The 25,010-nt window shown below is 61.9% G+C and carries 28 protein-coding genes; 15 read left to right on the top strand and 13 right to left on the bottom strand.

Translation table 11 applies throughout. The features are described from left to right. Positions 1-80: 80 nt before the first annotated feature. The 3 genes from mog (at position 81) to RAS12_RS28880 (ending at position 1,991) form a co-directional block, all read left to right on the top strand. Positions 81-713 carry a molybdopterin adenylyltransferase gene (gene mog / locus RAS12_RS28870; RefSeq protein ID WP_306943827.1) on the top strand — a complete coding sequence of 211 codons (633 nt, stop codon included), beginning with the start codon at positions 81-83 and terminating at the stop codon, positions 711-713. A gap of 64 nt (positions 714-777) precedes the next feature. After that, positions 778-1,116, top strand: coding sequence for a hypothetical protein (locus RAS12_RS28875; RefSeq protein ID WP_306943829.1), 339 nt, complete (start codon positions 778-780; stop codon positions 1,114-1,116). 26 nt (positions 1,117-1,142) lie between these two features. Continuing rightward, positions 1,143-1,991, top strand: coding sequence for a peptidoglycan DD-metalloendopeptidase family protein (locus tag RAS12_RS28880; RefSeq protein ID WP_503366825.1), 849 nt, complete (start codon positions 1,143-1,145; stop codon positions 1,989-1,991). A gap of 31 nt (positions 1,992-2,022) precedes the next feature. On the opposite strand, the gene RAS12_RS28885 is transcribed toward RAS12_RS28880, so the two are convergent. The 3 genes from RAS12_RS28885 to RAS12_RS28895 form a co-directional block, all read right to left on the bottom strand. Continuing rightward, complete coding sequence (locus RAS12_RS28885; RefSeq protein WP_306943831.1) at positions 2,023-2,310, bottom strand: hypothetical protein; 288 nt, start codon at positions 2,308-2,310, stop codon at positions 2,023-2,025. Positions 2,311-2,476: 166 nt separating this feature from the next. Beyond that, positions 2,477-2,740, bottom strand: coding sequence for a translation initiation factor IF-1 (gene infA / locus RAS12_RS28890; protein WP_306943833.1), 264 nt, complete (start codon positions 2,738-2,740; stop codon positions 2,477-2,479). A 545-nt stretch (positions 2,741-3,285) separates the two neighbouring features. Further along, positions 3,286-3,717: a GFA family protein gene (locus RAS12_RS28895; protein WP_306943834.1), complete on the bottom strand. Its 432-nt coding sequence runs from the start codon at positions 3,715-3,717 to the stop codon at positions 3,286-3,288. 196 nt (positions 3,718-3,913) lie between these two features. On the opposite strand from RAS12_RS28895, the gene phnC reads away from it, so the two are divergent. The 3 genes from phnC (at position 3,914) to phnE (ending at position 6,656) form a co-directional block, all read left to right on the top strand. Continuing rightward, positions 3,914-4,756, top strand: a complete 843-nt coding sequence (phnC, locus tag RAS12_RS28900) for a phosphonate ABC transporter ATP-binding protein (RefSeq protein WP_306943836.1) — start codon at positions 3,914-3,916, stop codon at positions 4,754-4,756. A gap of 42 nt (positions 4,757-4,798) precedes the next feature. Next, positions 4,799-5,782, top strand: a complete 984-nt coding sequence (phnD, locus tag RAS12_RS28905; protein ID WP_306943838.1) for a phosphonate ABC transporter substrate-binding protein — start codon at positions 4,799-4,801, stop codon at positions 5,780-5,782. Positions 5,783-5,861: 79 nt separating this feature from the next. After that, on the top strand, positions 5,862-6,656 hold the full coding sequence (gene phnE, locus RAS12_RS28910) for a phosphonate ABC transporter, permease protein PhnE (protein ID WP_306943839.1): 795 nt from the start codon (positions 5,862-5,864) through the stop codon (positions 6,654-6,656). Between the two features lie 84 nt (positions 6,657-6,740). Here phnE and RAS12_RS28915 read toward each other — a convergent pair whose 3' ends face one another. The 3 genes from RAS12_RS28915 to RAS12_RS28925 are packed head-to-tail and all read right to left on the bottom strand — an operon-like array spanning position 6,741 to position 10,123. Beyond that, positions 6,741-7,259: a GAF domain-containing protein gene (locus RAS12_RS28915; protein ID WP_306943841.1), complete on the bottom strand. Its 519-nt coding sequence runs from the start codon at positions 7,257-7,259 to the stop codon at positions 6,741-6,743. Then, positions 7,256-8,230, bottom strand: coding sequence for a Bug family tripartite tricarboxylate transporter substrate binding protein (locus RAS12_RS28920; protein WP_306943843.1), 975 nt, complete (start codon positions 8,228-8,230; stop codon positions 7,256-7,258). Before RAS12_RS28920 ends, RAS12_RS28915 begins: the two co-directional genes overlap by 4 nt. A gap of 57 nt (positions 8,231-8,287) precedes the next feature. Next, on the bottom strand, positions 8,288-10,123 hold the full coding sequence (locus tag RAS12_RS28925) for a gamma-glutamyltransferase family protein (protein WP_306943844.1): 1,836 nt from the start codon (positions 10,121-10,123) through the stop codon (positions 8,288-8,290). A gap of 107 nt (positions 10,124-10,230) precedes the next feature. Between RAS12_RS28925 and RAS12_RS28930 the strand changes: the two genes are divergently transcribed. Further along, the gene (locus tag RAS12_RS28930) at positions 10,231-11,208 is read left to right on the top strand and encodes a LysR family transcriptional regulator (RefSeq protein WP_306943846.1); all 978 of its coding nucleotides are present in this window, start codon (positions 10,231-10,233) and stop codon (positions 11,206-11,208) included. A gap of 49 nt (positions 11,209-11,257) precedes the next feature. Here the strand turns inward: RAS12_RS28930 and phnN are convergent, their stop codons facing one another. The 4 genes from phnN to phnF form a co-directional block, all read right to left on the bottom strand. Continuing rightward, positions 11,258-11,848, bottom strand: coding sequence for a phosphonate metabolism protein/1,5-bisphosphokinase (PRPP-forming) PhnN (gene phnN / locus RAS12_RS28935; protein ID WP_306943848.1), 591 nt, complete (start codon positions 11,846-11,848; stop codon positions 11,258-11,260). Then, the gene (locus tag RAS12_RS28940; protein ID WP_306943850.1) at positions 11,845-12,588 is read right to left on the bottom strand and encodes a DUF1045 domain-containing protein; all 744 of its coding nucleotides are present in this window, start codon (positions 12,586-12,588) and stop codon (positions 11,845-11,847) included. The genes phnN and RAS12_RS28940 overlap by 4 nt, the downstream gene beginning before the upstream one ends. A 2-nt stretch (positions 12,589-12,590) precedes the next feature. After that, positions 12,591-13,784 carry an alpha-D-ribose 1-methylphosphonate 5-triphosphate diphosphatase gene (locus RAS12_RS28945; RefSeq protein WP_306943852.1) on the bottom strand — a complete coding sequence of 398 codons (1,194 nt, stop codon included), beginning with the start codon at positions 13,782-13,784 and terminating at the stop codon, positions 12,591-12,593. A gap of 117 nt (positions 13,785-13,901) precedes the next feature. Further along, entirely contained in the window at positions 13,902-14,624 is a 723-nt protein-coding gene (gene phnF / locus RAS12_RS28950; protein ID WP_306943854.1) for a phosphonate metabolism transcriptional regulator PhnF, read from the bottom strand. A gap of 184 nt (positions 14,625-14,808) precedes the next feature. Between phnF and phnG the strand changes: the two genes are divergently transcribed. From phnG to RAS12_RS28990, 8 genes are all read left to right on the top strand, one after another. Then, a complete protein-coding gene (gene phnG / locus RAS12_RS28955; protein WP_306943855.1) occupies positions 14,809-15,279 on the top strand; it encodes a phosphonate C-P lyase system protein PhnG in 471 nt (156 codons plus the stop codon). A gap of 1 nt (position 15,280) precedes the next feature. Next, positions 15,281-15,898: a phosphonate C-P lyase system protein PhnH gene (gene phnH, locus RAS12_RS28960; protein WP_306943857.1), complete on the top strand. Its 618-nt coding sequence runs from the start codon at positions 15,281-15,283 to the stop codon at positions 15,896-15,898. A 1-nt stretch (position 15,899) separates the two neighbouring features. Beyond that, entirely contained in the window at positions 15,900-17,015 is a 1,116-nt protein-coding gene (locus RAS12_RS28965) for a carbon-phosphorus lyase complex subunit (protein WP_306943859.1), read from the top strand. Then, positions 17,012-17,893 (top strand): alpha-D-ribose 1-methylphosphonate 5-phosphate C-P-lyase PhnJ, encoded by an 882-nt coding sequence (locus RAS12_RS28970; protein ID WP_306943862.1) that lies wholly within the window; start codon positions 17,012-17,014, stop codon positions 17,891-17,893. Before RAS12_RS28965 ends, RAS12_RS28970 begins: the two co-directional genes overlap by 4 nt. Before the next feature lie 8 nt (positions 17,894-17,901). After that, positions 17,902-18,678 (top strand): phosphonate C-P lyase system protein PhnK, encoded by a 777-nt coding sequence (phnK, locus tag RAS12_RS28975; RefSeq protein ID WP_306951677.1) that lies wholly within the window; start codon positions 17,902-17,904, stop codon positions 18,676-18,678. Between the two features lie 2 nt (positions 18,679-18,680). Beyond that, a complete protein-coding gene (gene phnL, locus RAS12_RS28980; RefSeq protein WP_306943864.1) occupies positions 18,681-19,400 on the top strand; it encodes a phosphonate C-P lyase system protein PhnL in 720 nt (239 codons plus the stop codon). A gap of 2 nt (positions 19,401-19,402) precedes the next feature. Continuing rightward, the gene (locus RAS12_RS28985; RefSeq protein WP_306943866.1) at positions 19,403-20,602 is read left to right on the top strand and encodes an alpha-D-ribose 1-methylphosphonate 5-triphosphate diphosphatase; all 1,200 of its coding nucleotides are present in this window, start codon (positions 19,403-19,405) and stop codon (positions 20,600-20,602) included. Between the two features lie 157 nt (positions 20,603-20,759). Then, on the top strand, positions 20,760-21,194 hold the full coding sequence (locus tag RAS12_RS28990; RefSeq protein WP_306943868.1) for a hypothetical protein: 435 nt from the start codon (positions 20,760-20,762) through the stop codon (positions 21,192-21,194). A 38-nt stretch (positions 21,195-21,232) separates the two neighbouring features. Here the strand turns inward: RAS12_RS28990 and RAS12_RS28995 are convergent, their stop codons facing one another. From RAS12_RS28995 to RAS12_RS29005, 3 genes are all read right to left on the bottom strand, one after another. Continuing rightward, positions 21,233-21,607, bottom strand: a complete 375-nt coding sequence (locus RAS12_RS28995) for a hypothetical protein (protein WP_306943869.1) — start codon at positions 21,605-21,607, stop codon at positions 21,233-21,235. A 169-nt stretch (positions 21,608-21,776) separates the two neighbouring features. After that, positions 21,777-23,084, bottom strand: a complete 1,308-nt coding sequence (locus tag RAS12_RS29000) for a dicarboxylate/amino acid:cation symporter (RefSeq protein ID WP_306943871.1) — start codon at positions 23,082-23,084, stop codon at positions 21,777-21,779. A 253-nt stretch (positions 23,085-23,337) separates the two neighbouring features. Further along, positions 23,338-24,945 carry an ABC transporter substrate-binding protein gene (locus RAS12_RS29005; protein WP_306943873.1) on the bottom strand — a complete coding sequence of 536 codons (1,608 nt, stop codon included), beginning with the start codon at positions 24,943-24,945 and terminating at the stop codon, positions 23,338-23,340. Between the last annotated feature and the right edge of the window lie 65 nt (positions 24,946-25,010).

A 25,010-nucleotide genomic window follows, 5' to 3' on the forward strand; every position in this document is an offset into this window, starting at 1 on the left:
GACCGCGCCATCCTCCGTCCGCTGTATGCCGCGATCCGTGGCCGTACCGTGACGCCGCCTCTACTGAATAAAGCTGCCCTATGACCGCCATCACACGAATCACCCGCTGCGACCCCGACGATTTGATCATCGGGCTGGTGTCCGTCTCGGATCGCGCTTCCGCCGGGACGTATCAGGACCAGGGCCTGCCCGCGTTGCGCGAATGGCTGGGCAACGCCCTGATTTCGCCGTGGCAGGCGGTGGATCGTCTGATTCCTGACGAGCCCGCTCGCATTTCTGAAGCCTTGATTGAACTGGTGGATGGCTATGGCTGTGATCTGGTTTTGACCACCGGGGGCACCGGCCCGGCCCGGCGCGATGTGACCCCCGAAGCCACGCTGGCGGTCGGGACCAAGGAAATGCCAGGTTTTGGCGAACAAATGCGCCAGATCAGCCTGCGTTTTGTGCCCACTGCCATTCTGTCCCGCCAGGTGGCGGTTATCCGCGAAACGCCCTCGCATGCGGCCTTGATCGTGAACCTTCCGGGCCAGCCCAAGTCCATACGCGAGACCCTGGAAGGGCTGAAGGGTGAAGACGGCACCGTGCTGGTGCCGGGTATTTTTGCCGCCATTCCCTATTGCATCGACCTGATCGGTGGCCCGTATGCGCAAACCCGTGCGGAAATCATCGACGCTTTCCGTCCCAAATCGGCCCGCCGAGCGGTCCAGTCCTGACCGACGCCTGCGTTATAGTTTTGGCCGTCCCTGTTAATCCCTATTGCTTGAGAGTCTGCCCGTCATGAAGGTTCGCATCGCTCTGTCCCTTACCGTCCTGGCCGCGCTGTCGGCCTGCGCCAACGTCAAAGACGTGCGCGATCGCGACCCCGTCTTCTATTCATCGACGCAGCGTACGCCCGAGGACTACACCGCCTGCGTCGCCAGCGCCTGGAAGGACCTGGGCATCAAATTCCAGCAAAAAGCGGTACGTAACGGCTTTGAGCTGATTCAGGAAGACAGCTTGGGGGTCGAGGCTGTGCTGACGACCACGCACTGGAAGGGCAAGACCGAAACGCGTCTGTCCACGCGTATCGCCCGCCGCGACCAATCCATTATTGAACCGGCAAACCTGTGCCTGTAAGCGCTAAGCATCCGCGCCGCGACGTATTGCGGCTGGGCGTGGCGATCGCCGCCGTCTGTTTGGGGTTGCCCGTGCGTGCGCAGGCGCAACAAGGGTTTATTTCACGCAAGCTGAATGCGCCCGTGCCGGGCGGCGTAGCAATTTTGCCTCTGGGCGAGGCCGAGCGCGCGCCCGAAGTGACCTTCCTGGACCGGCGTGTGCTGGTCGTGCGAGAGGAAGGCAAGCAGTGGATCGCGGTGGTGGGTATCCCGCTGAGCGTAAAGCCCGGGGAGCAGCAGGCTGTGGTCACCGACGCGAAGGGCCAGCGCAAACTGCCGTTCAAGGTTGGGGCCAAGGAATACGTGGCGCAGCACATCACCTTGAAAAACCCGCGTCAGGTGGACCCCAACCCCGATGACATGAAGCGGATCGAACGTGAGATGGCCGAACAAAGTGCGGCCAACCGGACGTATCGGGCGGGCGTGACCCCCAGCAATCTGCTGCTGGACCGCCCGGTGAACGGCGGCCGTCTATCCAGTCCGTTCGGACTGCGCCGGTTCTTCAACGGGCAGGAACGCAACCCGCATTCGGGCCTGGACTTCGCCGTGCCCGCAGGCACGCCGATCAAGGCGCCGGCGGCGGGCATCGTGGTGTTGGTGGGGGATTATTTCTTCAATGGCAAAACGGTGTTCCTGGATCATGGCCAGGGTTTCGTCAGCATGTTCTGCCACATGTCGGCCATCGACGTGAAAGTCGGCGACGAGATCGCGCGCGGTGGCGTGGTGGGGAAAGTGGGGGCGACCGGCCGGGCAACCGGACCGCATCTGCACTGGAATGTCAGCCTGAACGACGCCCGGGTTGATCCGGCCATCTTTATCGGGGCCTTCAAGCCCTGATCAGGGCATTGTGGCGTAATCGGGTCGCGTTTCAGGCCGTGGCGGTCTGTAGCGCGATCTTGTGCAGCACGAATTGGTGCATGCGCTCGGCATACTCCATTTTTTGCTGCACTTGCTGTTGGGCGGCTTCCTGCTCGTCCAGGCAATTGTCGTATTTGACCTTGGCCTCGGCATAAGTCAGGCCAGTGTTGCGCAGGCTGTTGATGAACGCCTCGCGCGACTGGTTGAGCAGGCGCAGGCCTTCCTCACCCCTGACGAATCTTCTTCGCGCAAGGGAAAGCTGGTCGGCGGCGACTTGCAACTCTTCTTTAAGATCCATCTTGCTTCATGCGTATCCCGCCAGACGTTGCGCCTGGCTGGTAAGCGCCATTCTTTCACGAACGGACATTCCACGCATTACGGCATGTCGCGGTACGAGCTTAAGGCTCGTGCGGACGTAGGGGCAGGGCAGGGAGCCGGCCACCGGCCGGCCCTGGAGCCCTGGCTTAACGACGGTACTGCTGGGGACGATGCGGAGCCGGAGCGCGCTCGTCTTTGTGACGGAAGTTGATGCGGCCCTTGGTCAGGTCGTACGGCGACATTTCCAGGGTGACGCGATCGCCCGCCAGAATGCGGATACGGTGCTTGCGGATGCGGCCGGAGGCGTAGGCGCCAACTTCGAAGCCGTTGTCCAGTTTGACGCGGTAGCGGCTATCGGGCAGCACTTCGTCAACAATGCCATCCAATTCGATGAGTTCTTCTTTAGCCATTCTCTACTCCTTGATCAATACGCGCAGCCAGGCCGGCGGCATGACGCGCCGCGCAAGGCGGCATGCGCGTTGGACACAGATAACCAGGTCCAGCGGTGTGAACGTAAAACGTTCGGGCAAGCGCGGGTAAGGGTCACGGCATCCCTGGTGGATGTCTGAAATGACGGATACTCGCGCAGCGTGGGCAATATGCGCGCGGTGCGCGGCTTAGTCGCGGCACCGTGCAAGCGCACAGCGCCGGAAGAAACGGGGTGGAGCGTCTGCTGCAATGCCGGGCGCACACGAATACTGCGGGTGCGGCGCGCTTGGTAGTGACAGCAGGGACGGGGTTCGCCCAAAAAAACCGGAAGCATCCTGAGTGTCTTTGGACTTACCCGGAGCAAACTCAGGGTAGTACCCGAAGGGGATACAGGTTGGCACGCAGAGTGACCGAAGCCCAGTTTTTGCGGAAAAATCACGGACTAATGTTACTGCAAAGCGCAGTGATTAGCCAGTTTTTATCTGGCGCTACCCCGTGATAGTTGTTGCTGAACGACTTTGACGGCTCAGGTGAGCGTCTGGGCGGCGGGTTCAGGTGTTTCCTCGTAAGCCTCGGGGTGCTGGGGCAGGTTGTCCGTAATGTCAAACCAGGGCGCCTTGTGCGCCACGTGGCAGTGCGCGGCGGGTTTTACGCCTGGATCGTCGTCCAGTGCGCCCAAGGGCAGGCCGTAAACATCCGGGGTCTGATCAAAACGGCTAAGTAACGGCGTGCCGCAGGCCTCGCAAAAACCCCGGTAGTTGCCGGGCGATGAAACGTACCAGGTGACGTGGTTTTCACCTTGGGTCCAGGTGAAATCGGCGACTTGAACCGTGGCCCGGCTGCGGAAGGCAGCGCCGTGCGACTTGCGGCACATCACGCAATGGCAATTCAAGGCGTTGGTGAGAGGACCGTTGATCTCGTACGCAACGCGGCCACACAGGCAGGAACCTTTGATCATGATGACCGCCAGGCAGGTGGGGTAATGCCTTAAATATACCCGCGTGGCTGCGCGTCGGAACGGGCTTTTATGACGGATGTCTTTCAGTCTGTTGCGGACCCCTTATTTTCCTTTAAATGATTCGATCCTTGGGTCATGTCGCTGTCATGCGCCGAAAACAGAATGCGGCAATGACCAAACCCAAGGGGATCAAACGATGACTTACGCCATCGATGTACAAGGGCTGAGCAAAACCTTCCATGGCGGCGCTCGCGCGCTGGACGGCGTCAGCCTGCAAGTGGCCGATGGTGAGATGGTGGCCCTGCTGGGCGCCTCGGGTTCGGGCAAGTCCACCCTGTTGCGGCACCTGGCGGGTTTTGTCGCGGGCGACGCCGGGCAGGGCAGTGTCACCGTCAACGGCCAGTTGATCCAGCGTCATGGCCGGCTAAGCCGGAATGTGCGCGCCGCCCGCGCCGGTATCGGTTTTGTATTTCAGCAATTCAATCTGGTGGGCCGCTTGCCCGTCATTACCAATGTCTTGACCGGCATGCTGCCGCGCGTGCCGTTGTGGCGCAGCCTGATCCGCTGGTTTTTGCGTCATGAAGTCAAGCAAGGGCTGGAAGCGCTTGCCCAAGTTGGTATAGACGACTACGCGTTTCAGCGCGCATCCACGCTGTCAGGCGGCCAGCAACAGCGTGCCGCCATTGCCCGCACCCTGGTGCAGAACGCGCGTGTGATTCTGGCCGATGAACCCATTGCGTCGCTGGACCCCGAGTCGTCGCGCCGCGTGATGGATACGCTGGCCCAGATCAACCGCAGCCGCAAGGTCGCGGTGGTGGTTTCGCTGCACCAGGTGGAAGTTGCGCTGCGCTACTGCCCCCGCGTGGTGGCGTTGCGTCACGGCAAGGTGGTCTATGACGGCCCGTCCGCCGACCTGACCCCGGAAATGCTGCGTGACCTGTACGGCTCTGAACTGAGTGAACTGCTACCCGAATACGCGCCTTACGTCCCCGTTGTGCCGGGCGTGGCGCCGTTGTCCCGCCTGGCGCAAGCCGCCTGATTCCTGGCCCTGTCTCTGCCCTTACATACCCCGGAGTTTTCCATGCTACGCAGAACCTTCGTCACCCTGATCGCCGCCGCCGCGCTGTCTGCGCAGGCCTACGCGCAAGACGCCAAGACGTTGAACTTCGGCATCATCTCGACCGAGTCGTCGACCAATCTGAAGTCCGTCTGGCAACCCGTTATTGATGACCTGAGCCGCGCTATCGGCGTGCCGGTCAAGCCGTTCTTCGCCTCGGACTACGCTGGCATCATCGAAGGCATGCGCTTTAACAAGGTGCAAATGGGCTGGTTTGGCAACAAATCGGCCATCGAGGCGGTGGACCGGGCCAAGGGTGAAGTGTTCGCCTCGGTCATCGACAAGGACGGCAACCCGGGCTATTGGTCGCTCCTGATCGTCAACAAGGACAGCAACCTGAAGACCTTGGACGACGTGTTGAAAAACGGCGCCAAGCTGAGCTACGGCGCGGGTGATCCGAACTCCACGTCCGGCACCGCCGTGCCGGGGTATTACCTGTGGGCTGCCAACAAGATTGAACCCAAGACCTTCTTCAAGACGGTCCGCGCCAGCAACCACGAAGCCAACCTGCTGTCGGTCATCAACAAGCAGGTGGATGTGGCCGTCAACAACACCGAAGCGCTGGAGCGCTATCGCCTGAACACTGGCAAGGACGCCAACGACAGCGTGCGCGTGTTGTGGAAGTCGCCGCTGATTCCGGCGGACCCCCTGGTCGTGCGCAGCGATCTGCCTGCTGATCTGAAGGCGCGCATCCGCGACTTCTTCCTGAACTACGGCAAGGGCAAGGATGCGGAACGTGAAATGGCCAACCTGAAGGCGCTGACCTATCAGGGCTTCCGTGCGTCGGACAACCAGCAACTGGTGCCGATCCGTCAGATTGAACTGGCGCGCGAAAAGGCCAAGGTAGAAGCCGACACCACGCTGGGCCAGGCCGAAAAGCAAAAGCAATTGGCTGAACTGGACGGTAAGTTGGCCAGCCTGGGGCAACCCGCAAGCGCCAAGCAATAAGTCTTGCCGCAGGAGCTGGCGCGCCGCAGGGCGCGCCAGCTCCTGCCCATCTGAATCTTCTTAAGCGGATTGTCCCTCAATGAATCTAGCCACGCACTCATCTCGCCTGCCTGCTGCGCCGCGCTCGTCGTTGCCCGTCCTGCTTGTGTGGGCCGTTGTGTTAGCGCTGCTTGTCATGTCGTGGCAGGGCGCCGACATGCGGCCCATGGATCTGCTGCGTGATTCGGGCAACATGGCCCAATTCGCCGCCGACTTTTTCCCGCCCAATTTCCGCGACTGGCGCATGTACCTGGACGAGATGATCGTCACGGTGCAGATCGCGGTGTGGGGTACGTTCCTGGCGGTTGTGCTGGCGGTGCCGTTGGGCCTGCTGTGCTCATCCAACATGGTCCCCGCCTGGGTCTACCAGCCGATGCGCCGCCTGATGGACGCGTGCCGCGCCATCAACGAAATGGTGTTTGCGATGCTGTTCATCGTGGCCGTCGGGCTGGGTCCGTTTGCCGGTGTGCTGGCCTTGTGGGTGCACACCACGGGCGTGCTGGCCAAGCTGTTCTCAGAAGCCGTGGAAGCCATTGATCCGCGCCCCGTCGAAGGCGTGCGTGCAACCGGCGCAAACGCTCTGGAAGAGATTGTTTACGGCGTGATTCCGCAAGTGCTGCCGCTGTGGATTTCGTATTCGCTGTACCGATTTGAATCCAACGTGCGGTCGGCATCGGTGGTTGGCATCGTAGGCGCGGGCGGCATCGGCACCGTGCTGTGGGAAATCATCCGCAGCTTCCGTTATGCGGAAACCTGCGCGGTGATGATCATCATCGTGGCATTTGTGATTGTGATCGACATGCTGTCGTCGCGAATCCGGCGTGCGCTGATTTAGCAGGGGGAATGGCGGCCGCGATTTGCTTCGTCCGAGTCGGAAAATGACTCTGCCGCCATTGAAATCCAGCCCCATCAAATGGGGCTATTTTTTGGCTGCTTGCCGCAGCGCCAGAAACGCGGGCAGCGCCAGCACGCCGGCCAGCCGGGCGCTGTCGATATCGGCTTCCGAAATTTTGGGACGTGTCATCAGGAAGTTCACGGTGCCCAGGCACTCTCTGTTGTAGACCACCGGAATGTTGATGACCGATTGCAGCCCCAGGTCCCGGATCGCGTCGTGGTCGTCGAAGAACTCGCGAATCGCCTCTACTCCTTCGCCAACGAAAATACGTTGTTCAAGCAATACGTGGCGGCCCCAAGGCGTGCCGCGCTTGTCTTTGCTGCCGCCGGGTGGATAGGCTTGCGGATTTGAACTGTGCAGGCGCACGACGCGCATAGCGTCCGCGTCGTAGCGGTTGACCGTGCATAAGGAGTGTTCAAGCGAGGCGCGGGCATAGATATCGATGGCCAGAAACGCCGCCGCCATGTCGGCAGTGGCGTAGGCTTGGGCGACCGTCTGCACGCCGGCATCAGCCGGCATTGCGCTAGTGGTTGCAGCTGTCATTCAGCGGTGATTCCCAGTTCCTTGATCAGCTTTCCGTATTTATCCGCGTCGCGCGTCAAAATCTGGCCAAACTGTTCCGGCGTGGTTTCGGTCAGCAGCACGCCCATATCGCCCATCTTCTTGATTACGTCGGGGCGCTTCAAAATCAGATTGATCTCGTGATTCAAACGAGCGGTCAGCTCGGGGGGCATGCCCGCCGGGCCGAACGCGCCGTACCAGACCGACAACTCGTAGCCCGGCAACGTTTCTGCGACCGTGGGTACTTCAGGCAGCAGGGGAGAACGTTGTTCCTCGGTCACGCCCAAAAGCTTTAGCTTGCCGCTTTGCACATGTGGCAGGGTTTGAGTGCCGGCGCTGAACAACACCTGCGTACGGCCAGCCACGGTATCCAGCACCGCGGGCGCACCGCCACGATAGGGGATGTGCATCATCTTCACACCCGCCGTCTTTTCGAACAGCGCTGCGCTGAGGTGGTTGGTCGAGCCTTGGCCAGCCGAGGCATAAGCTACCGTGTCCGGCCGTTCTTTGACGTAGGCGATGAATTCCTTCACGTTATTGACCGGCACCGAAGGGTGCACAACCATCGTGTTGGTGACCAGCGCCAGTTCTGCAATCGGCGTGAAGTCCTTCACGCCATCAAACGGCATATTGGAATACAGAGCCTGGTTCATCGTGTGGGTGCTCATAGAGCCCACCAGCAACGTGTAGCCATCCGGCTTGGCCCGCGCAACGAAGGTGGTGCCGATGTTGCCGGAGGCGCCCGAACGGTTTTCGACGATGACCGGCTGGCCCAATGATTGCGTCAGGCCCTCGGACAGCACACGCGCCAGGATGTCGGTGGATCCGCCGGCAGCCCATGGCACGATCAGGGTGATGGGTTTCTCTGGCCATGCGGCTTGAGAGAGTGCGGGCGCGGTCATTGCCAGGCCGAGTGCGCAAGCGCGCAGCAGTCGTTTGAAGTGCGGTGTCATAGTGTGTTTACCCCTTGTGTAAGTGCCGGTCTGTGCGCCGGCTGAATTGAAATGGATTTATCGCCCGACGGCATACCCTTGCATGCCGCGCGGGTTGGCGCCCGCGCGCAATAGCAGGCCGCCACCGGCTGCGGGCTCGCGCGTGCAGGCGCTGACCCGGCCTTCAGACCAGGGCGGGCCAACCTTGACGTCATGTCCCGCGGCCCGCAGCGCTTCTATCGTGGACTCCGGCAGGCGGGACTCCACGGTCAAGCGGTTCAAAACTTGGGTGCGTGGCCAGAACGAACCGGGGAAGTGATCGATGTGCCAGGAAGGCGCGTCGATGGCTTCTTGCAGGTTCATGCCCATCGCATGGCGCAGGAAAAACGCCACCGTCCATTGGTCTTGTTGATCGCCGCCCGGTGTGCCGAATGCCATGTATGGCAGACCGTCGCGTAAAACCAGCCCGGGCGACAAGGTGGTGCAGGGGCGCTTTCCGGGCTGCAACTGGCCCGCAACGCCATCATCCAGCCAGGTCATTTGCAGCCGGGTCGTCAACGGGAAGCCCAATGCGGGCACGACCGGGCTGGACGACAGCCAACCGCCGGACGGGGTGGCAGCCACCATGTTGCCGTCGCGATCGATGACGTCGATCTGGCAGGTATCTCCCACGAATATTTCCTTCGCCGCCCATTCGGCCACGGGTGGCAGAGTCGCGAACGTGGGTTCGCCGACTCCGAAGCGCGTGTCGGACGCAGCCAGGGTGCGCTCCGCGGCAGACCAATCGGGTAGAAGCGGGGCCATACCGGCCGGGCTTCCAGGTTGCAGAACGGCCGACGCTGCCGCTGTAATCCCGGCGGCGCGCTGTTGTGCATAGGTGTCGCTGAGCAGTTCGGCCAGGGGCACCTTGACGAAATTGGGGTCGCCATACCAAGCGGCGCGATCGGCAAACGCCAGCTTGGCGGCTTCGGCGACGCGATGCACGAACTGCGGCGACGTCGGGTCCAAGCCATCCATCTTGAGGTGGCGCAGGATTGCCAACTGCTGCAAGTGCACGGGCCCTTGTGACCAGACACCGCATTTGGCCACCGTGTAACGGCCGTATTGAACGGTGACTGGGTCGTCGTAGGTGGCTTGCCAGTCGGCCATGTCCGCCTTGCGCAGCAGCCCGCGATTGCGCTGTCCGGTGGTGTCGCGCACCGCTACTCTCGTGTAGTAGCTGTCGATCTCGTCGGCGACAAAGCCGCGATACCAGATGCCCAGCGCGGCATCGATGCGTCCGCAGCGGTCGCTGCTGGCCGCGTGCGCCTCGTCGAGTATCCGGGTATAGGTAGCCGCAATGGCGGGCGTACGGAACAGGGCGTCGGGCGCTGGCACGCCGCCGTCAGGCATCCAGACATCGCGCGAGCTGGTCCATTCTTCGCGGAACAGCGCCTGTACCGCCAGAATGGCTTGCGACACGCGTGGCACCAGAGGGAATCCGTTGCGCGCATAATCAATGGCCGGCCGCAATACATCGGCCAGTTCCCAGGTGCCATAGTCGCGCAGCAGGGTCAGCCATGCGCCAAACGCGCCGGGTACGGTGGCAGGCAGCAAGCCGATGCCCGGCACCAGATCTACGCCCAGACCTCGAAAGTACGCAGGGGTTGCCAATGCTGGCGCCGGACCCTGGCCGCATAGCGCCCGCATGCGCTGTTCGTTTTCGCTCCAGAGCAAAATCGGCACTTCGCCGCCAGGGCCATTTAAGTGCGGTTCCACGATTTGCAATGTGAAGCCGCCCGCTACCGCAGCATCGTAGGCGTTGCCGCCGCGCTCCAGCACGCCCATGGCGACTTGCGACGCCAACCAATGCGTGGATGACACCACGCCGAATGTGCCGCGGATTTCAGGACGGGTGGTGAAAGATGCGTTCATGGTGACAGGCCGGGCGCGGAAAAGATGACTGAAGTATAGAGTTGTGAAATAACTGGTCTTATCTTTATTGGCATAATTGAATAACCAAATGGTTATAGAGAAAAATTGTGAGCTGGGATGCTGCCCGACTGGCTAACCGCCTGAAACACCGCCATCTGGCGCTGCTGATCAATATTGCCAAACACGGGTCCCTGACCCGGGTGGCAGCCGCCACCGGTATCAGCCAGCCCGCGGTTACCAAAGCGCTGGCCGAGCTGGAAGATATTTTTGGCGCGCCGTTGTTCGTGCGGAGCGGCCGCGGCTTGCAACCCACGCCACTGGGCAGCTTGGCGTTGGTGCGTGCGCGTCACATGCAAAGCGATCTGGATGTCTGGGCTCGCGAAGTGGAGGCCTTGCACGCAGGCCGCTCCGCGCACCTGCATGTGGGCGTGGTGCCATACGTGTCCAGCGTATTACTGGCGGCCGCCATCAGCAGGCTGCATCAGCGTCATGGGGTGACACTGACCCTGCATCGCGCTACCACCGACCATCTGGTGCCAATGCTGCGCCGCCACGAACTGGACTGCATCATCAGCCGCGCGACGTCGACCGTGGCAGAGGACGATCTTAGCCATCGCATGCTGTACCGCCAGCGCCCGCGCCTGATTGCCTACAGCCGGCTAGCGCAGCGCCTGGCGCGCCGCAAGCCGGATTGGGCGTCTGTGGCAGAAATGGACTGGGTGCTGCCAGCGGCAAACACACCTACGCGGCAGCTCATCATGGAGCATTTCATCCGCGCCGGATTGCGCGCGCCGCAACCCATATTGGAAGCCTATTCCACCGATGTGATTGAAGGCATGCTGACCACGAATGAAACGCTGATCTCTGTTGTGCCCGAGGACATTGCGCGCGAGCTCTGCCAGCGAGGAAAGCTGGGCATGGTGCCTTGGGATTTTGGTTGGGAACTGCCGCCGATCAATTTGATCCGGCGCAAACGCGTGCAGGTGTTGGAGGCGGAAGAACGCTTTTCCGAGATCCTGCTGGAAATGTGCAGTGATGCTGCGATGTTGGACGGCGTGGGCATACCGGCGCTGCCCTCGCTGTGAGCCGTGCTCAAAAGGCGTGCGGACTATTCAGCTGACCTATCCAGCCAAGCTATCCGGCCAACTTTTCCCGCGCAATGCCAAGCAACGCCGCCGCCGCCGCCTCTGGCTCGGCGTTGTTGCTGACCTGCACCAACCGGCACTGCGCTGGCACCGGAAAAGTCTGTGCCGCGCGCGCCAGCCGTTGCTCGATCTGATCGGCGCTTTCGCGGCCGCGGCCGGTCAGGCGGCGGGCCAGCAGGGCCGGGTCTACCGTGACTTCCACTGCGGTCAAGGCCGGATAACGAGCATGCGCCTGCGCCAAGTGGCCGCGCGAGCCGTTGATGATGACTGCGGCGCCGCAGGCCAGCCAGGTGTCGATTTCGATGCCGATACCGTAAGACAAACCATGACTGGTCCAACTCAGCGCAAAGCAGCCGAGCGCCGCGCGGCGGCTGAATTCTTCGGAAGTCAGGCGCAGTGCGTCCTCGGTGTCGCCGCTGTCGCGGGTGATGTAGCGGTGCGCCACCAGAACAGGCTCGTCGTCCCGCAAGTGGCCGCGCAACAGTCGCAGCAACGTGTCCTTGCCGCTGCCCGACGCGCCCATCAGGTAGATCAGGCGCGCGCCGTCAGCGGGTGCGGGGGCAGGCGGCTTGGAAGTCATGATGCGGCGGACCCGTGCAGATAGGCCGCGCCCGCGGCGTCGGCGTGGCTGCCGTCGAAGTGGTAGTGGCGCGCGGCGACAAAATCCGCGCCGGGTTCAGGCTGCACATAAATGCTGACCCCGGGCACCGGCATGGCCTGGCCGCGCAGCGGGTCGGCAAATGTTGCAATGCTCGCTTCCGCCTGCTCCAGTTCGCTGCCCGCGAGTTTGTTGGTCAGCGTAATGTGAAAGGTATAGGTGTCGAAGACATACGGATAACCCCAGCGCTCAAGCATGGCTTGTTGCGCCGGACTGAGAGATTGCGGCTGCCGGCGAGCCATTTCTTCGGGGGTGAGCGGGGCGCGCAGGGCGTCCAGATTGCGCACAGCTGCGTCCGCCAGCGCTTGGATGCGCGCTTGACCGTCAACGTCGGCTTGCGCGATGCGCCAAGCCAGGAAGCCGCGGAGTTGCTCGCATTCCAATTCGATGGAGAACGGGGTGACGCCGTCGACGAGCTCGCGCGCGGCCGCGTCCAACGCCTGGGGCGTGACGCCCGCGCGCAGACGGAAGGGCGGCTTTAACGTGGCATGCAGGCCATAGTGACGCGGCGCCTGGGTCCATTCCTGCGATTCGGCTGGCTGGCCGGGCAGCGGGGCGAGCCGGGCGCCGGTGTCGGCGCAGCGGCCCAGCCACCGGCTGCCTGTTGCACCCCAGGGGCCAGTGGGCGCCAGATACAGCGCGTAGCGATAGGCGAGCGGCATGGTCAGGCTGCCATGCGTTGGCTGTGATCGTCGCTGAATGCGCGGGTGGCGTAGCGCAGTTCGCCGCCGACGATGGCGGCGCACACGCGCGGCAGTCCCGGCACTTGATCATCCACAACGATCGCGTCGGCAATCAGGCCGGGGGTCAGGGCTCCGCGGTCTTTCAGGCCAGCCGCGCGCGCGGGGTTCAAGGACACCAGATTCCAGGCCTGCGCCAACGGCAACACGCCGTCTTGAACCAGTCGCATCACGGCGGCCAGCGGGGCCGGGTAGTAATAGTCGGACGTCAGAATGTCGCACAGGCCTTCGCGCACCATCTCGGCCGCGCTCGGCGCGCCGGTGTGGCTGCCGCCGCGTACCACGTTCGGCGCGCCAAAGACCACCGAGTTGCCCAAGTCGCGTGCCACGCAGGCGGCATCGCGGGTCAATGGAAATTCCGCCACGCCGCAGCCCAGCTGGTGGTAGTAACGTCGCGTCGCGGCGTCAGGGTCGTCGTGCGAGGCGACCTTCAATCCGGCTGCCTGCGCGCACAGTGTCAGTTCACGCATGGCATCAGCCACCGAGTCCGCAGCGGACATGGCGGCGCGGATACGGCCCTGGAAGGTATCCAGGTCGCATTCGGCACGAAGCGCGTATTGCATCAGCTTGCGGTCGTCGCCCAAGCGGCGGGCCATGCTGGGCAGGTGATCGTTCAGCGCCAGGAAACGGACCCGGCCATCGCGAATCCATTGTTGAGCCAGGTCCACGCCGCCCACATGGTGGGTCTCGAAGCGCAGGTGCACGTAGTGGCGCGCGCCCATCAGGTGCTTCATGCGTTCCAGCGACTCGAACATGCGTTCGGCGTAGGTCTCGCCGCGCAGTCCGCCTTCCCACGACAGAGTCACGCCATGAAATTCCGTCGTGATGCCGTTGGCCAGGAGTTGGCGGTCAACGTCGAACAACGCGCTGTCATACGGAAAAGTCACACTGGGCCGGGGCATGATGGCGCGCTCGAAGGCGTCGCCATGCAGATCGACGATTCCGGGCAGCACCAGCAGGTGGCCCGCGTCGAACCAGGGAGCGCCACGGGCGGATGCCGTGCCGGTGTCGTCGATCAGTCCGCCGTGAAAGCGCAGACTGGCTTGCTCGACGCCGCGCGGCGTCAGGATGCGTTGGCCTGTGACACCGGCCAGGGGCGAGGGGGCGTGTGAGTTCATGTCGTGACGTTATCGATATTGCATGACAACCAGATGTCTAGATGAGTGTTGTTGCGTTTGTAGATTCGTTTGTTGAGTCGCCGCCGCATCTACACAGGACGGGCGGCGATGACCTGCTTAACTGTCGTCGGCAACCATCAACTGCACCAGATCGCCCACGAAGCGGGTAATGCTGTATTGCAAGGGGGCGCCGTCCTGGTCCACGTTGAGCGCTTCTACCTGAAGGATCGGCCGCGTCTTGGGCTGGCCCAGCAAACGGGCGATCTCGGGCGTGGGCAGGGCTGCGGTGATGCGAGACCATTTACGCGTGTAGTCGCCAATGCCGTAGTGCGCGTAGACCTTGGATACCGAACGCAATGCAGTCAGGCGGTCTGCGAAATCGGGGAAACGCTTTTCGTCAAAGTAATGTTCAGAAGCGCTGATAGGCCGGTTTTCCGCCTTGCCCACGATCTGCACGCGCAGCAGCGGCGCCGTCCGGGCCAGGCCCAGATGCTTGGCAATGTCGGCGGCGCGCAAGGTCTGGCTGCCCAGCGCCTCAAGGTGACCCAGCACGCCCTGGCTGCGCAGGTTCTCGGAAAAGCGGGTGCGCTTGCCGATTGCGTAATCGATGGCGTGTTCTTGCACGAAGGTGCCGCGGCCCTGTTCGATGCGTACCAGGCCGCTTTGTTCAAGCTCGCCCATGGCGCGCCGGATGGTGTGGCGATTGACGGAAAACTTGGCGGCCAGCTCTGGCTCGGACGGCAGCTGTTCGCCTGCCGTATAGAGCTTGTTGCGGATGTCATCCGCCAGGGACTCGCCAATTTGCCGCCAGACGGCGATGCCGGAACCTCTTTCAACCATAGGGTGCGCTCGTGCTGTCACATCAGCTTCATGAAGAATGGCTGTGATTGTGCACTATGCGCGGGCCGCCGGATAGGCAGTGCACACGTGCCCGGACTGTCATCAAAAATTCACGCCAGGCTGTTGAACTTCCAATTCGGAGCGATCATACTCCATCCAGTCGTCTAGACGTGTAGAGGAAATAATGGATCACTCACAAGCAGGACAGGACGCAACCAATGTCCAGCGCGCCGCCTGGATGCGCGTGTTGTCGCTGGCCGATCCGGCAGCGCTGGATGGCGCCTTCAGCGCCTTGAACGGATTGCCCGCCCACCAGATGTTGCGGCCGCCGCAGACGGGCATGGCAATGGTGCGCGCCCGTAGCGGCGGCACCGGCGCGCGTTTCAATCTGGGTGAAATGACGGTGACTCGTTGCGCGGTAACGATGGACAGCGGCGTGGTCGGCATCGCTTATGTGCAAGGCCGGTCACAGCGCCATGCCGAACAGGCGGCCGTGGCAGACGCCTTGCTGCAATTGCCGGATTGGCACGAAACGGTGCACGCGCAGCTGATTCATCCCCTGGCGCGCCAGCATGCGGCCCGGGTCGAGCGCCAGGCGCAAGTGGCCGCGCAGACCAAGGTGGAGTTCTTCACGATGGTGCGAGGCGAGGACTGATATGCAACAACAGACACTTACGGCCGCAGCGGCCAGCAGCAGATTGCTGCCGGGTTTTCCAGACCCGGTCAATGACGCGCAAACGACTTTTCGCGCTGCGCTGAACGCCTTGGCGCACCCGGGACGCGTACAGGAAATTGCCGCGGATAGCGGCGTGCCGAAAGGCTTGTCGCCTGCTATGACTGCCATGCTGCTGACGCTGGTGGATGTGGACACCCCGCTGTGGCTGCCGCAATCCGTAGATGCCAGCGTGCTTGCCTTTCTGCGCTTTCATTGCGCGTGTCCCATCGTGCCGTCGCCTGCGCTGGCACGTTTCGCTGCGGTGCCTGCGGGTTGTGACGCGCCAGCGCTATCGGCCTGCCATCAGGGCGATTCCGCCTATCCCGATTTGTCGACCACCTTGCTGATCGAGGTGGCGTCCTTGTCTGAGGGCGGCCCCGTGACGTTGACCGGTCCTGGCATCCAGACGCGGCAATCGCTGGCGGCAGCAGGTTTGCCCGCAGGCTTCTGGCGCGAATGGCGTCTGAATCATCAACGGTTTCCGCTGGGCGTTGATGTGTTCTTGACGCAAGGACGGAAAATCTGCGCGTTGCCGCGCACCACTCGGGTGGAGAACTGACATGTATGTGGCCGTAAAAGGGGGCGAACGCGCCATCCTGAATTCCTACCGCATGCTGGACGACTACCGGCGCGGCGACCGCGAGGTTCCCGAACTGAGTCTGGCCCAGATCCGCGAACAGATGCCCTTGGCGGTGTCACGCGTGATGTCCGAAGGCTCGCTCTACGATCCGCAACTGGCCGCACTGTCGCTTAAGCAGGCGGCCGGTGATGTGATCGAAGCCGTGTTTCTGTTGCGTGCGTACCGCACGACCTTGTCACGCTACGGCTACACGCAAGCGATCGACACCGGCGCAATGCGTTTGCAGCGGCGCATTTCGTCCACATTCAAGGACGTTCCTGGCGGGCAGATCCTGGGCCCCACCTACGACTACACGCAGCGTTTGCTGGACTTCTCGCTGGAAGCGCAACGCGAGGCCGATGCCTTGCCGCCGGGCGGCGAGGCGCTGGACAGCAACATGCCACGCGTCACCGACCTGTTGGCGCACGATGACCTGATCGATGCGGAAGCGGTGCCCGAAGGCGACCCCGAACCCTTTGACCTGACGCGCCAGCCAATGGACTTTCCCGCGTCGCGGGCGGCCCGGTTGCAGAATCTGGCGCGTGCTGACGAGGGCTTCCTGCTGTCCATGGGGTATTCCACGCAACGCGGTTACGGCAACACCCATCCCTTCGCAGCAGAAATCCGCTACGGCACGCTGGAAGTGGAGATGCACATTGAAGAATTGGGCTTTGCCGTAACGGTTGGCGAAATCGAAATTACCGAGTGCCAGATGGTCAGCCAGTTTGCGGGAAATGCCGAAGAAGGCCCGAAGTTCACGCGAGGGTACGGCCTGACGTTCGGGTATGGCGAACGCAAGGCGATGTCGATGGCGCTGGTAGACCGTGCGCTGAAGGCCAAAGAGCTGGGTGAGCGGGCTGATTCCCCGGCCAATGATCACGAGTTCGTGCTGTATCACAGCGACAACGTAGAGGCGTCGGGATTTGTTCAGCATTTGAAGCTGCCGCACTACGTGGACTTTCAAGCCAATCTGGAACTGTTGCGGCGCATGCGCGCGGAGCGCAACGCGCCGCAGGCGGCACACAACGATCTGATGGACGAGGCGGTGTCTTCATGACCACATCCCACGCAACGGTTGAACGCGACGACCACTACAACTTTGCCTATCTGGACGAATCCACCAAGCGCATGCTGCGCCGCGCCTTGCTCAAAGCCGTGGCCATTCCTGGCTACCAGGTGCCGTTCGGCAGCCGTGAAATGCCGCTGCCTTATGGCTGGGGCACGGGCGGCATCCAGGTCACGGCATCCATCATTGGCCAGGACGATGTGCTCAAGGTCATTGATCAAGGATCGGATGACACGACCAATGCCATCAATATCCGCCGCTTCTTCGGCCGAGTGACGGGTGTGGCTACGACGGAGTCCACGCCCGAAGCCACCATCGTGCAAACGCGCCATCGCATCCCCGAAACGCCGCTGCGCGAAGGGCAGGTGATGGTGTATCAAGTGCCGATCCCCGAGCCGCTGCGTTGGCTGGAACCCAGCGAAACCGAGACGCGCACCATGCACGCCCTGGCCGAGTACGGCGGTATGCACGTCAAGTTGTACGAAGACATCGCGCAGCACGGCCATATCGCCACCACCTACGACTATCCCGTGATTGTGAATGACCGCTACATGATGCGCCCGTCGCCCATCCCCAAATTCGATAATCCCAAGCTGGACCGCAGCCCCGCGCTGATGCTGTTTGGCGCGGGGCGCGAAAAGCGTGTGTACGCCGTCCCGCCGTACACGAGTGTCAAGAGCCTGGATTTCGACGATCACCCGTTCACGGTCGAAAAGTGGACCGAGTGCTGCGATCTGTGCGGGTCACACGACAGCTATCTGGATGAAATCATTCTGGATGACGCCGGGACGCGCCGCTTTGTTTGTTCTGACACGGAATACTGCAATAACCGCCAGACGCAACAACGCGAAGACGAGGCCACGGTATGAACGCTCAACTGAACGCTCAACCCCTGCTTTCCGTGCGCAACATGACGCGTACCTGGGACGGCGTGCACGGTTGCCGCGACGTCAGCTTTGATCTGTATCCGGGCGAGGTGCTGTGCGTGGTCGGTGAGTCCGGCTCGGGCAAGAGCACGCTGTTGTCCGCGGTGTCCTATCAGACTCAGCCTGACTCCGGCAGCGTTTGGTACGACACGCGGGACCAGGGTTTCATCGATCTGGCTGCGCTGCAAGGCGCGCGACTGCGCCTGTTGTCGCGTACCGACTGGGGTTTCGTGCGGCAGAACGCGCGCGATGGCCTGCGCATGCAGGTCAGCGCAGGCGCCAATATCGCCGAACGGCTGATGGCGGTTGGCGACCGGCACTACGGCGAATTGCGCGAGGTCGCGGGCAACTGGCTGGAGAAGATGGAGATTGACGTGGGCCGGCTGGACGACACGCCCGTGTCCTTTTCCGGCGGCATGCAGCAGCGCTTGCAGATCGCACGCAACCTGGTGACCCATCCGCGTCTGGTGTTCATGGACGAACCGACCGCGTCGCTGGACGTATCGGTGCAGGCGCGTCTGCTGGACCTGCTGCGCCAATTGGTCACGGACCTGGGATTGGCTGCCATTGTTGTCACCCATGATCTGGCCGTGGCTCGCCTGCTCGCGCACCGAACACTGGTGATGCGCGGCGGCGTCGTGGTGGAAAGCGGATTGACCGACCAGATTCTGGACGACCCGCAGCACCCCTACACCCAATTGCTGGTGTCTTCCATTTTGCAGAGCTGACCATGTGCGCAACCACTCCCATGATCGAGGTGCGGGGCCTCGGAAAGATGTTCACCCTGCATAACCAGGGCGGCATCCGGCTGCCCGTGCTGGACGCCGTGGATTTCGACGCGGCGGCTGGCGATTGCCTGGTGCTGGCGGGTCCGTCAGGCACCGGCAAGAGCACCTTGCTGCGCTGTCTTTATGGCAACTACCTGGCGACCGAAGGCAGTATCCGCGTGCGGGCGCATGACCAATGGGTGCAATTGGTTGGCGCGCCGGAACAGCGGATCTTGGCCCTGCGCCGCGACGTCATCGGTTATGTCAGCCAGTTCTTGCGTGTCATCCCGCGCGTGTCGGCGTTGGATGTCGTAGCCGAACCCTTGCGCATGGCAGGGGTCGACACGGAAGAGGCCCGCAGCCGCGCCGGCGCTTTGCTGCAACGCTTGAATGTGCCTGCAAGACTTTGGGGGCTGGCGCCCGCGACGTTTTCGGGCGGCGAGCAGCAGCGGGTGAATATCGCGCGCGGTTTTATTGCGCGCCATCCCATCCTGCTGCTGGACGAACCCACCGCATCGCTGGACGCGGACAACCGCCGTGTCGTGATAGACCTGATTCACGAAGCCCTGGCGGACGGGCGCTGCCTGCTGGGCATCTTCCATGACGCCGAGGTGCGCGACGCTGTCGCTACCCAGACCCTGGCCTTGCGGCCCGCCCAAGCCGCCACGGCGGACCTGGAGTAATCATGCACAGTACTTACCTGACCCACGCGACCGTGGTGCTGCCTGACCGCGTGCTGCATGACAGCGCCGTGCTGATCGATGACGGCCGTATTGCCGCGATCGAACCGAATGGCGCAGAGGCGGATCACGTGATCGATCTGCAAGGCTTGACCTTATTGCCCGGCTTGATTGACCTGCATTGCGATGCCATCGAAAAAGAAGCCGAACCCCGCTCGCGGGTGTTGTTTCCGTTGGACTTTGCCGTGGCCCAGGTGGACCGCCGAAATGCGGCGGCGGGCATCACCACGCCTTATCACGCGCTGTCGTTCGCCAACAATGAATGGGGCGTGCGCAACAACAAGACGGCCGCGGAAGTGGTGCGGACGGTGCGCGCCTTCCGCCAGCACAGTCTGGTCGACAACCGGGTGCATTGCCGCTACGAAGTCACTGACGCAACGTCCGTTGATGTGTTGCGCGAATTGATGGACGAAGGCGCGGTGGATCTGCTGTCGGTAATGGACCATTCGCCGGGACAGGGTCAATTCAAGACGCTGGAGTCCTATCTGCAATACATGATGGGCAACCATGCCATGAGCCGCGAGCAGGCCGAAGAGGCGGCCCAGGCCAAGAATCGCGCCAAGGATGGGGCGGTGTCGCGTGTGGAAATGCTGTTGTCACATGCGCAGTCGTTGGGCATACCCACCGCGAGCCATGACGACGATTCCATTCAGCGCATTGCCACCATGCGGCGTCTGGGCGTGGCGATGAGTGAATTTCCCATCACGCTGGATACGGCAAGAGCTGCGGTTTCTTGCGGCTTGCCCACGATTCTGGGTGCGCCGAATGTCTTGCGGGGCCAGAGTCAGAGCGGGTCGATGCGGGCCATCGACGCGATTCGTGCGGGGGTAGCCAGTTGCCTGTGTTCCGACTACCAGCCGTCTACGCTGATTGCTGCGGCGTTCGCCGTGGTGGCGCAAACTGACTTGAACCTGTCGCAGGCGATTGCGCTGGTGACGGCGAATCCGGCGGACGCTTGCGGCTTGAGCGACCGGGGCCGGATCGCTGTGGGGCAGCGGGCGGACTTGGTTGCGGTGGCGCAAGTGGGCGCCTTGCCCTTGATCAGTCATACGTGGTCGGCTGGCCGTCTGGTGTTTTCTACCCACTATCAGCCGTCACGCTTGGATGCGGGCGGGGTGTTGGAACGACAGCGCGTGGCGGCCTGATGGATACCCGCCGTCGCCGGAACCTGTTTTGACGCAAAAACATCGTCAGGTGGCACAGACGGGCTGGCGCGCATCTGGTTAAATGGCGAAAGGGCGTAACGGCCTAAGGCGACGCCGTATCTTTCACGGCTGGCTATCCAATTTTCCGGAGCGCGCGATGGCACGATTCAATTTCACCCAAGACCCCGAAGAACCCGATCTGTGGGCAGCCGAGAACGTTGCCGCAGGCAATGACCGTCCCCCGATCCATGTCATGGTCCAGACAGACGGCGAAGAACCCGACGGCAGTGCGTCCAAGGTGGTCAAGGGCATCATTGACGATCTTGATGATCACATCCTTGCCGCTTCCGAGTTCTTGCTGGATAACTACTCGTACGAGCACTGCAAAAAGCTCGGTATCGAAGATGACCAGCTTCTGAAAGAAGAAACCGCCGAAGCCATGGCTGAAAAGGCCGTGCTGCGCGCCTTGTGGCTGTTCGACGAAGACGGCGACGGCTACGAGCTGTGGTTCACGCTGCCCTGGGACCCCGTGCATACGTACGATGTCGAGTTCGAAGACGGCGTGCCGGTCTCCTGCTCCGTCAACGACTAAGACCGCATTTTTGTTGTTGTTTTGTCTACGAGCTGGCCCTAGCGGGCCAGCTCGTATTTCGTTGCGAGGCTTTGCCCCAACGACTCGTCGTAGCGGTAGCGCAGCGTCACGGGCTTGCCTTTGCGAATCTGGTTCAACGCGGTGTTTTCAAGCGCCACGTCTATCTCGCGGTTCACGAATTCCGTGCAGTCCGTATCAGCACGCGCGCCATCGGGGATATCCGCTGCCAGCACCTTCAACTTGAACAGGGTTTGCGACAGCTCGGTGCCATCCGTGCGGTATTGGCGCATCTGCACGGGCGGCGTCAAAACTGTGCCAGCCAGGTCGCAGGAGATGCGCGTCCAGGCGTGGGCGGAAGGCGCTACGGCAAGGGCAATAAGCGCCAGAATGCCGCGCAAGCGATGGGAAGTCATGGCAGGCGTCGCGTCAATGACAACAAGCGCGTGGCGCCAGAGCGCCGCGCTGGATGTCTTGCAAAGGGCTTCTATGTTGCTCCCGCGCGGGCGGCAAGGTCAAGCTCGCAGGTGTTAAGAAAAACGGGCCATCAGTTTGCACTGTGGCCCGTTTTTTTTGCGGGAAGCCTTACACGTTTTGGGTCGTGGCGTGGCCAGCAGAGGCATCGTCAGCCGTGCCTGCCGCGGCGGGGGCATCCTGGGGCTGATCGCCTTCGTCGCCCTCAAGCTTGGCGATGACAGCGGTGGCCAGGCTGTTGCCCACCACGTTGGTCGCGGTGCGGCCCATGTCGAAGAACTGGTCGATGCCCATGATGAGCAGCAGGCCGGCTTCTGGCAGGTGGAACATCGGCAGGGTGGCGGCCACCACCACGAGCGAGGCGCGCGCCACGCCGGCCATGCCCTTGCTGGTCACCATCAGCACCAGCAGCAGCGTCAACTGCTGCGAGAAGCTCATATCAATGTTGTAGGCCTGCGCAATGAACAGCACTGCGAAGGACTGATACATCATCGATCCGTCCAGATTGAACGAATAACCCAGCGGCAGCACAAAGCCCGAAATGCGCTTGGACACGCCAAAACGCTCCAGCGCTTCAATCGTCTTGGGGTAGGCTGACTCGCTGCTGGCCGTGGAGAACGCCAGCAAGGTGGGCTCTTTGATCAGGCCGCCCAGGCGCCGCGTGGACTTACCCAGGAACAGGTAGCCAACGCCGAACAGAATGCACCACAGCAATGCCAGGCCCAGATAGAACTCGCCGATCAGCTTGCCGTAGCTGACCAGCACGCCCAGCCCTTCGGTCGTGATGGCGGCGGCCATGGCGGCGAACACGCCCAGCGGCGCAAAGCGCATCACGTAATCCGTCACGCGGAACATGATCTTGGCCAGCTCTTCGATCATGTTGTAGATCGTGTTGTGGCCCTTGCTGCGAATGAACGACAGCGCTGCGCCAAAGAACAGCGAGAACACCAGAATTTGGAGGATCTCGTTGTTGGCCATGGCTTCGGCAATGCTCTTGGGGAACACGTGCGCGATGAAAGCCTTCAGCGTGAAATCACCGGTCTTCAGGCCAGAGGTGATCCCAGCGTCCGGGATCGCCAGATTCATATGCGCGCCAGGCTGGAAGATATTGACCAGCGCCAGGCCCAGCAGCAGCGAAATTGCGGATGCGGCGATAAACCAGATCATCGCGCGCAGGCCAATGCGGCCTACGGCGTTGGCATCGCTCATGCTGGCCAGGCCGGATACCAGGGTGGCGAACACCAGCGGGGCAATGATCATCTTGATCATGCGCAGAAAAATATCGGTAATCAGGCTGAAGTACGAGGCGATCTGTTTGGCCTCGTTGGCATCTTGCGCGTACTTATTGCAGATATAACCCACCAGAACGCCCAGCACCATGGCGATGCCGATGTAACGCGTCAGCTTCTTAGTATTCATGATCAAAACGGAATCGAAGGCCCGCCGCAAAGCCCTGCTGGGCTGGGCCCGCCGGCATCGGGCAGGGCAAGACGGGTCCGTTGATGGATATGCCAGGGCACCCAGTGCTACGGGTTTTCCCTTGGGGCGCGATGTTAACGCCGCCAACCTGACAGATAGTTGTCAGGTTGGGGACGGATCAGGTATCCGTTCCCTGGCATTTCCTGGCGGAAATCAGATGTGCAATTCGTATCACTTCCGCGCGTATGCGGGCTTAGTTAGGAGCGAGCCAGGCGTCAGCGTAGGTATCCACTGCACCCAGGCCCGTCGTGATGGCGCCGTGCACGCGCTTATCCAGAAAGGTGGAGTAATTGGTGTCGTCGATCCAGGCCAGCGGCACATCTTCCACCAGAATCTTCTGCACTTCGGTGTATAGGCGCTGACGTTCCTCGTCGGTGGGGGCGGTGGCGGCCTGGTCGAACAGTTCGTCCACTTTGGGATTCCGATATTGCGAGGTGTTGGTGAAGGCCAGCCCCTTTTTGATGTTGCTGCTGACGTAGGTGCGCGATACGCCGATGGCGGGGTCGCCGTATTGGAATACGCCGTTATAGGCCATGTCGAAATCCCAGTTGCCCATGCGCGTTGTCCAGCCGCCCACATCTGTGCTTTCGATGTCGATGACAATGCCCACCTTGCCCAGGCTTTGCTTGGTGTATTCGGCAATGCGGCGCTGCATTTCGCCGTATGGGTTGGGGATCAGGCCCAGTTTCACGCGTACGCCCTTGGCGTCCGGTTTCAGGCCCATTTCATCGAGCAGGGCGATGGCCTTTTTGGGATCGTAGGGATATTGCTTGATGTCCGGGTCGTAGAAGCGCGTATTGCGATGGAACGGCCCCGTGGACACGGTGCCCATGCCAAACATGATCCGCTTGGCAATGAATTCGCGATCGATGGCGTACATCACGGCCTGCCGAAAGCGTTTGTCGTCCATCGGCTTGCGGGCCTCATTCATTTCGATCCAGTGCAGCGTGGACCAGTACTCATAACCCTTTTGCGTGACGTTGATGTGCGCAAGCTTGGCCACGCGCGCCATGTCAAAGGGTTCTATATCTTGCAGCCACGCTTGTTGCACGGTGCGTTGTTCCAGCGCCAGGCGGCGTGAGGCGGCGTCGGGAATGACACGGTAAATAATGCCGTCCAGGTACGGCCTGCCTTCCTTCCAGTAGTGCTCGTTCTTGACCAGTTCAATGTACGAACCACGCTCCCACCGTTTGAATTTGAACGGACCGGTGCCTATCGGCGCATTGTTGTGCGGATTTTGCGCCAGTGGCGTGTCCACATCGAACAGATGCTTGGGCAGAATGACTCCACCGCCAATGTCGAACGCGTACAACAAGGCGGAATAGCGTTCCTTGAGCTGGAACACCACGGTGTGCTCGTCCGGGGCTGTGATGTCCTGGATGTAGCGCATCAAAGCGCGCGTGCGCGGCGTGTTGGCCAATATCTGCTTATACGAGAACAGCACGTCCGCCGAGGTAAAGGGCTTGCCGTCATGCCATTGCGCGTTGGGCTGCAGATGAAAGGTGTAAGTCAGCTGGTCAGCCGATATGTCCCAGGACTTGGCCAGGCTGGGTTGCGGTTTCAGATCGAAGGAATAGGTCAGCAGGCTTTCGTAAACTTTGCCGGCCACCATCTGCGTGGTGCCGACCTGCTGCATCGCGACGTTCAGATTGGGCGGCTCGGGGTTCAAAATGGCGGTCAGCACGCCGCCATATTGCGGGGGAGACTCAGGCGAGGCGGCCAGGGCGGCAGAGGCGGAAGCGATGGCAGAGATAACCAGCAACCCCTGCATCAAGGCGCGGCGGACGATGTTGCACTTCAAGGCAAACCTCCTTGGGTGGCGGCCGCAATTGGCGGCGGCCCGGCAATGGCGTTATATCTTGAGTA

Origin of the sequence: Achromobacter seleniivolatilans (assembly GCF_030864005.1) — a bacterium.
GTDB classification, from domain to species: Bacteria; Pseudomonadota; Gammaproteobacteria; order Burkholderiales; family Burkholderiaceae_B; genus Achromobacter; species Achromobacter seleniivolatilans.

Bases quoted from the DNA above. Each gene is read 5' to 3' on its own strand.
- mog (WP_306943827.1), top strand. From the start codon at position 81: ATGACCGCCATCACACGAATCACCCGCTGCGACCCCGACGATTTGATC.
- RAS12_RS28875 (WP_306943829.1), top strand. From the start codon at position 778: ATGAAGGTTCGCATCGCTCTGTCCCTTACCGTCCTGGCCGCGCTGTCG.
- RAS12_RS28885 (WP_306943831.1), bottom strand. From the start codon at position 2,310: ATGGATCTTAAAGAAGAGTTGCAAGTCGCCGCCGACCAGCTTTCCCTT.
- infA (WP_306943833.1), bottom strand. From the start codon at position 2,740: ATGGCTAAAGAAGAACTCATCGAATTGGATGGCATTGTTGACGAAGTG.
- RAS12_RS28895 (WP_306943834.1), bottom strand. From the start codon at position 3,717: ATGATCAAAGGTTCCTGCCTGTGTGGCCGCGTTGCGTACGAGATCAAC.
- phnC (WP_306943836.1), top strand. From the start codon at position 3,914: ATGACTTACGCCATCGATGTACAAGGGCTGAGCAAAACCTTCCATGGC.
- phnD (WP_306943838.1), top strand. From the start codon at position 4,799: ATGCTACGCAGAACCTTCGTCACCCTGATCGCCGCCGCCGCGCTGTCT.
- phnE (WP_306943839.1), top strand. From the start codon at position 5,862: ATGAATCTAGCCACGCACTCATCTCGCCTGCCTGCTGCGCCGCGCTCG.
- RAS12_RS28915 (WP_306943841.1), bottom strand. From the start codon at position 7,259: ATGACAGCTGCAACCACTAGCGCAATGCCGGCTGATGCCGGCGTGCAG.
- RAS12_RS28920 (WP_306943843.1), bottom strand. From the start codon at position 8,230: ATGACACCGCACTTCAAACGACTGCTGCGCGCTTGCGCACTCGGCCTG.
- RAS12_RS28925 (WP_306943844.1), bottom strand. From the start codon at position 10,123: ATGAACGCATCTTTCACCACCCGTCCTGAAATCCGCGGCACATTCGGC.
- phnN (WP_306943848.1), bottom strand. From the start codon at position 11,848: ATGACTTCCAAGCCGCCTGCCCCCGCACCCGCTGACGGCGCGCGCCTG.
- RAS12_RS28940 (WP_306943850.1), bottom strand. From the start codon at position 12,588: ATGCCGCTCGCCTATCGCTACGCGCTGTATCTGGCGCCCACTGGCCCC.
- RAS12_RS28945 (WP_306943852.1), bottom strand. From the start codon at position 13,784: ATGAACTCACACGCCCCCTCGCCCCTGGCCGGTGTCACAGGCCAACGC.
- phnF (WP_306943854.1), bottom strand. From the start codon at position 14,624: ATGGTTGAAAGAGGTTCCGGCATCGCCGTCTGGCGGCAAATTGGCGAG.
- phnG (WP_306943855.1), top strand. From the start codon at position 14,809: ATGGATCACTCACAAGCAGGACAGGACGCAACCAATGTCCAGCGCGCC.
- phnH (WP_306943857.1), top strand. From the start codon at position 15,281: ATGCAACAACAGACACTTACGGCCGCAGCGGCCAGCAGCAGATTGCTG.
- RAS12_RS28965 (WP_306943859.1), top strand. From the start codon at position 15,900: ATGTATGTGGCCGTAAAAGGGGGCGAACGCGCCATCCTGAATTCCTAC.
- RAS12_RS28970 (WP_306943862.1), top strand. From the start codon at position 17,012: ATGACCACATCCCACGCAACGGTTGAACGCGACGACCACTACAACTTT.
- phnL (WP_306943864.1), top strand. From the start codon at position 18,681: ATGTGCGCAACCACTCCCATGATCGAGGTGCGGGGCCTCGGAAAGATG.
- RAS12_RS28985 (WP_306943866.1), top strand. From the start codon at position 19,403: ATGCACAGTACTTACCTGACCCACGCGACCGTGGTGCTGCCTGACCGC.
- RAS12_RS28990 (WP_306943868.1), top strand. From the start codon at position 20,760: ATGGCACGATTCAATTTCACCCAAGACCCCGAAGAACCCGATCTGTGG.
- RAS12_RS28995 (WP_306943869.1), bottom strand. From the start codon at position 21,607: ATGACTTCCCATCGCTTGCGCGGCATTCTGGCGCTTATTGCCCTTGCC.
- RAS12_RS29000 (WP_306943871.1), bottom strand. From the start codon at position 23,084: ATGAATACTAAGAAGCTGACGCGTTACATCGGCATCGCCATGGTGCTG.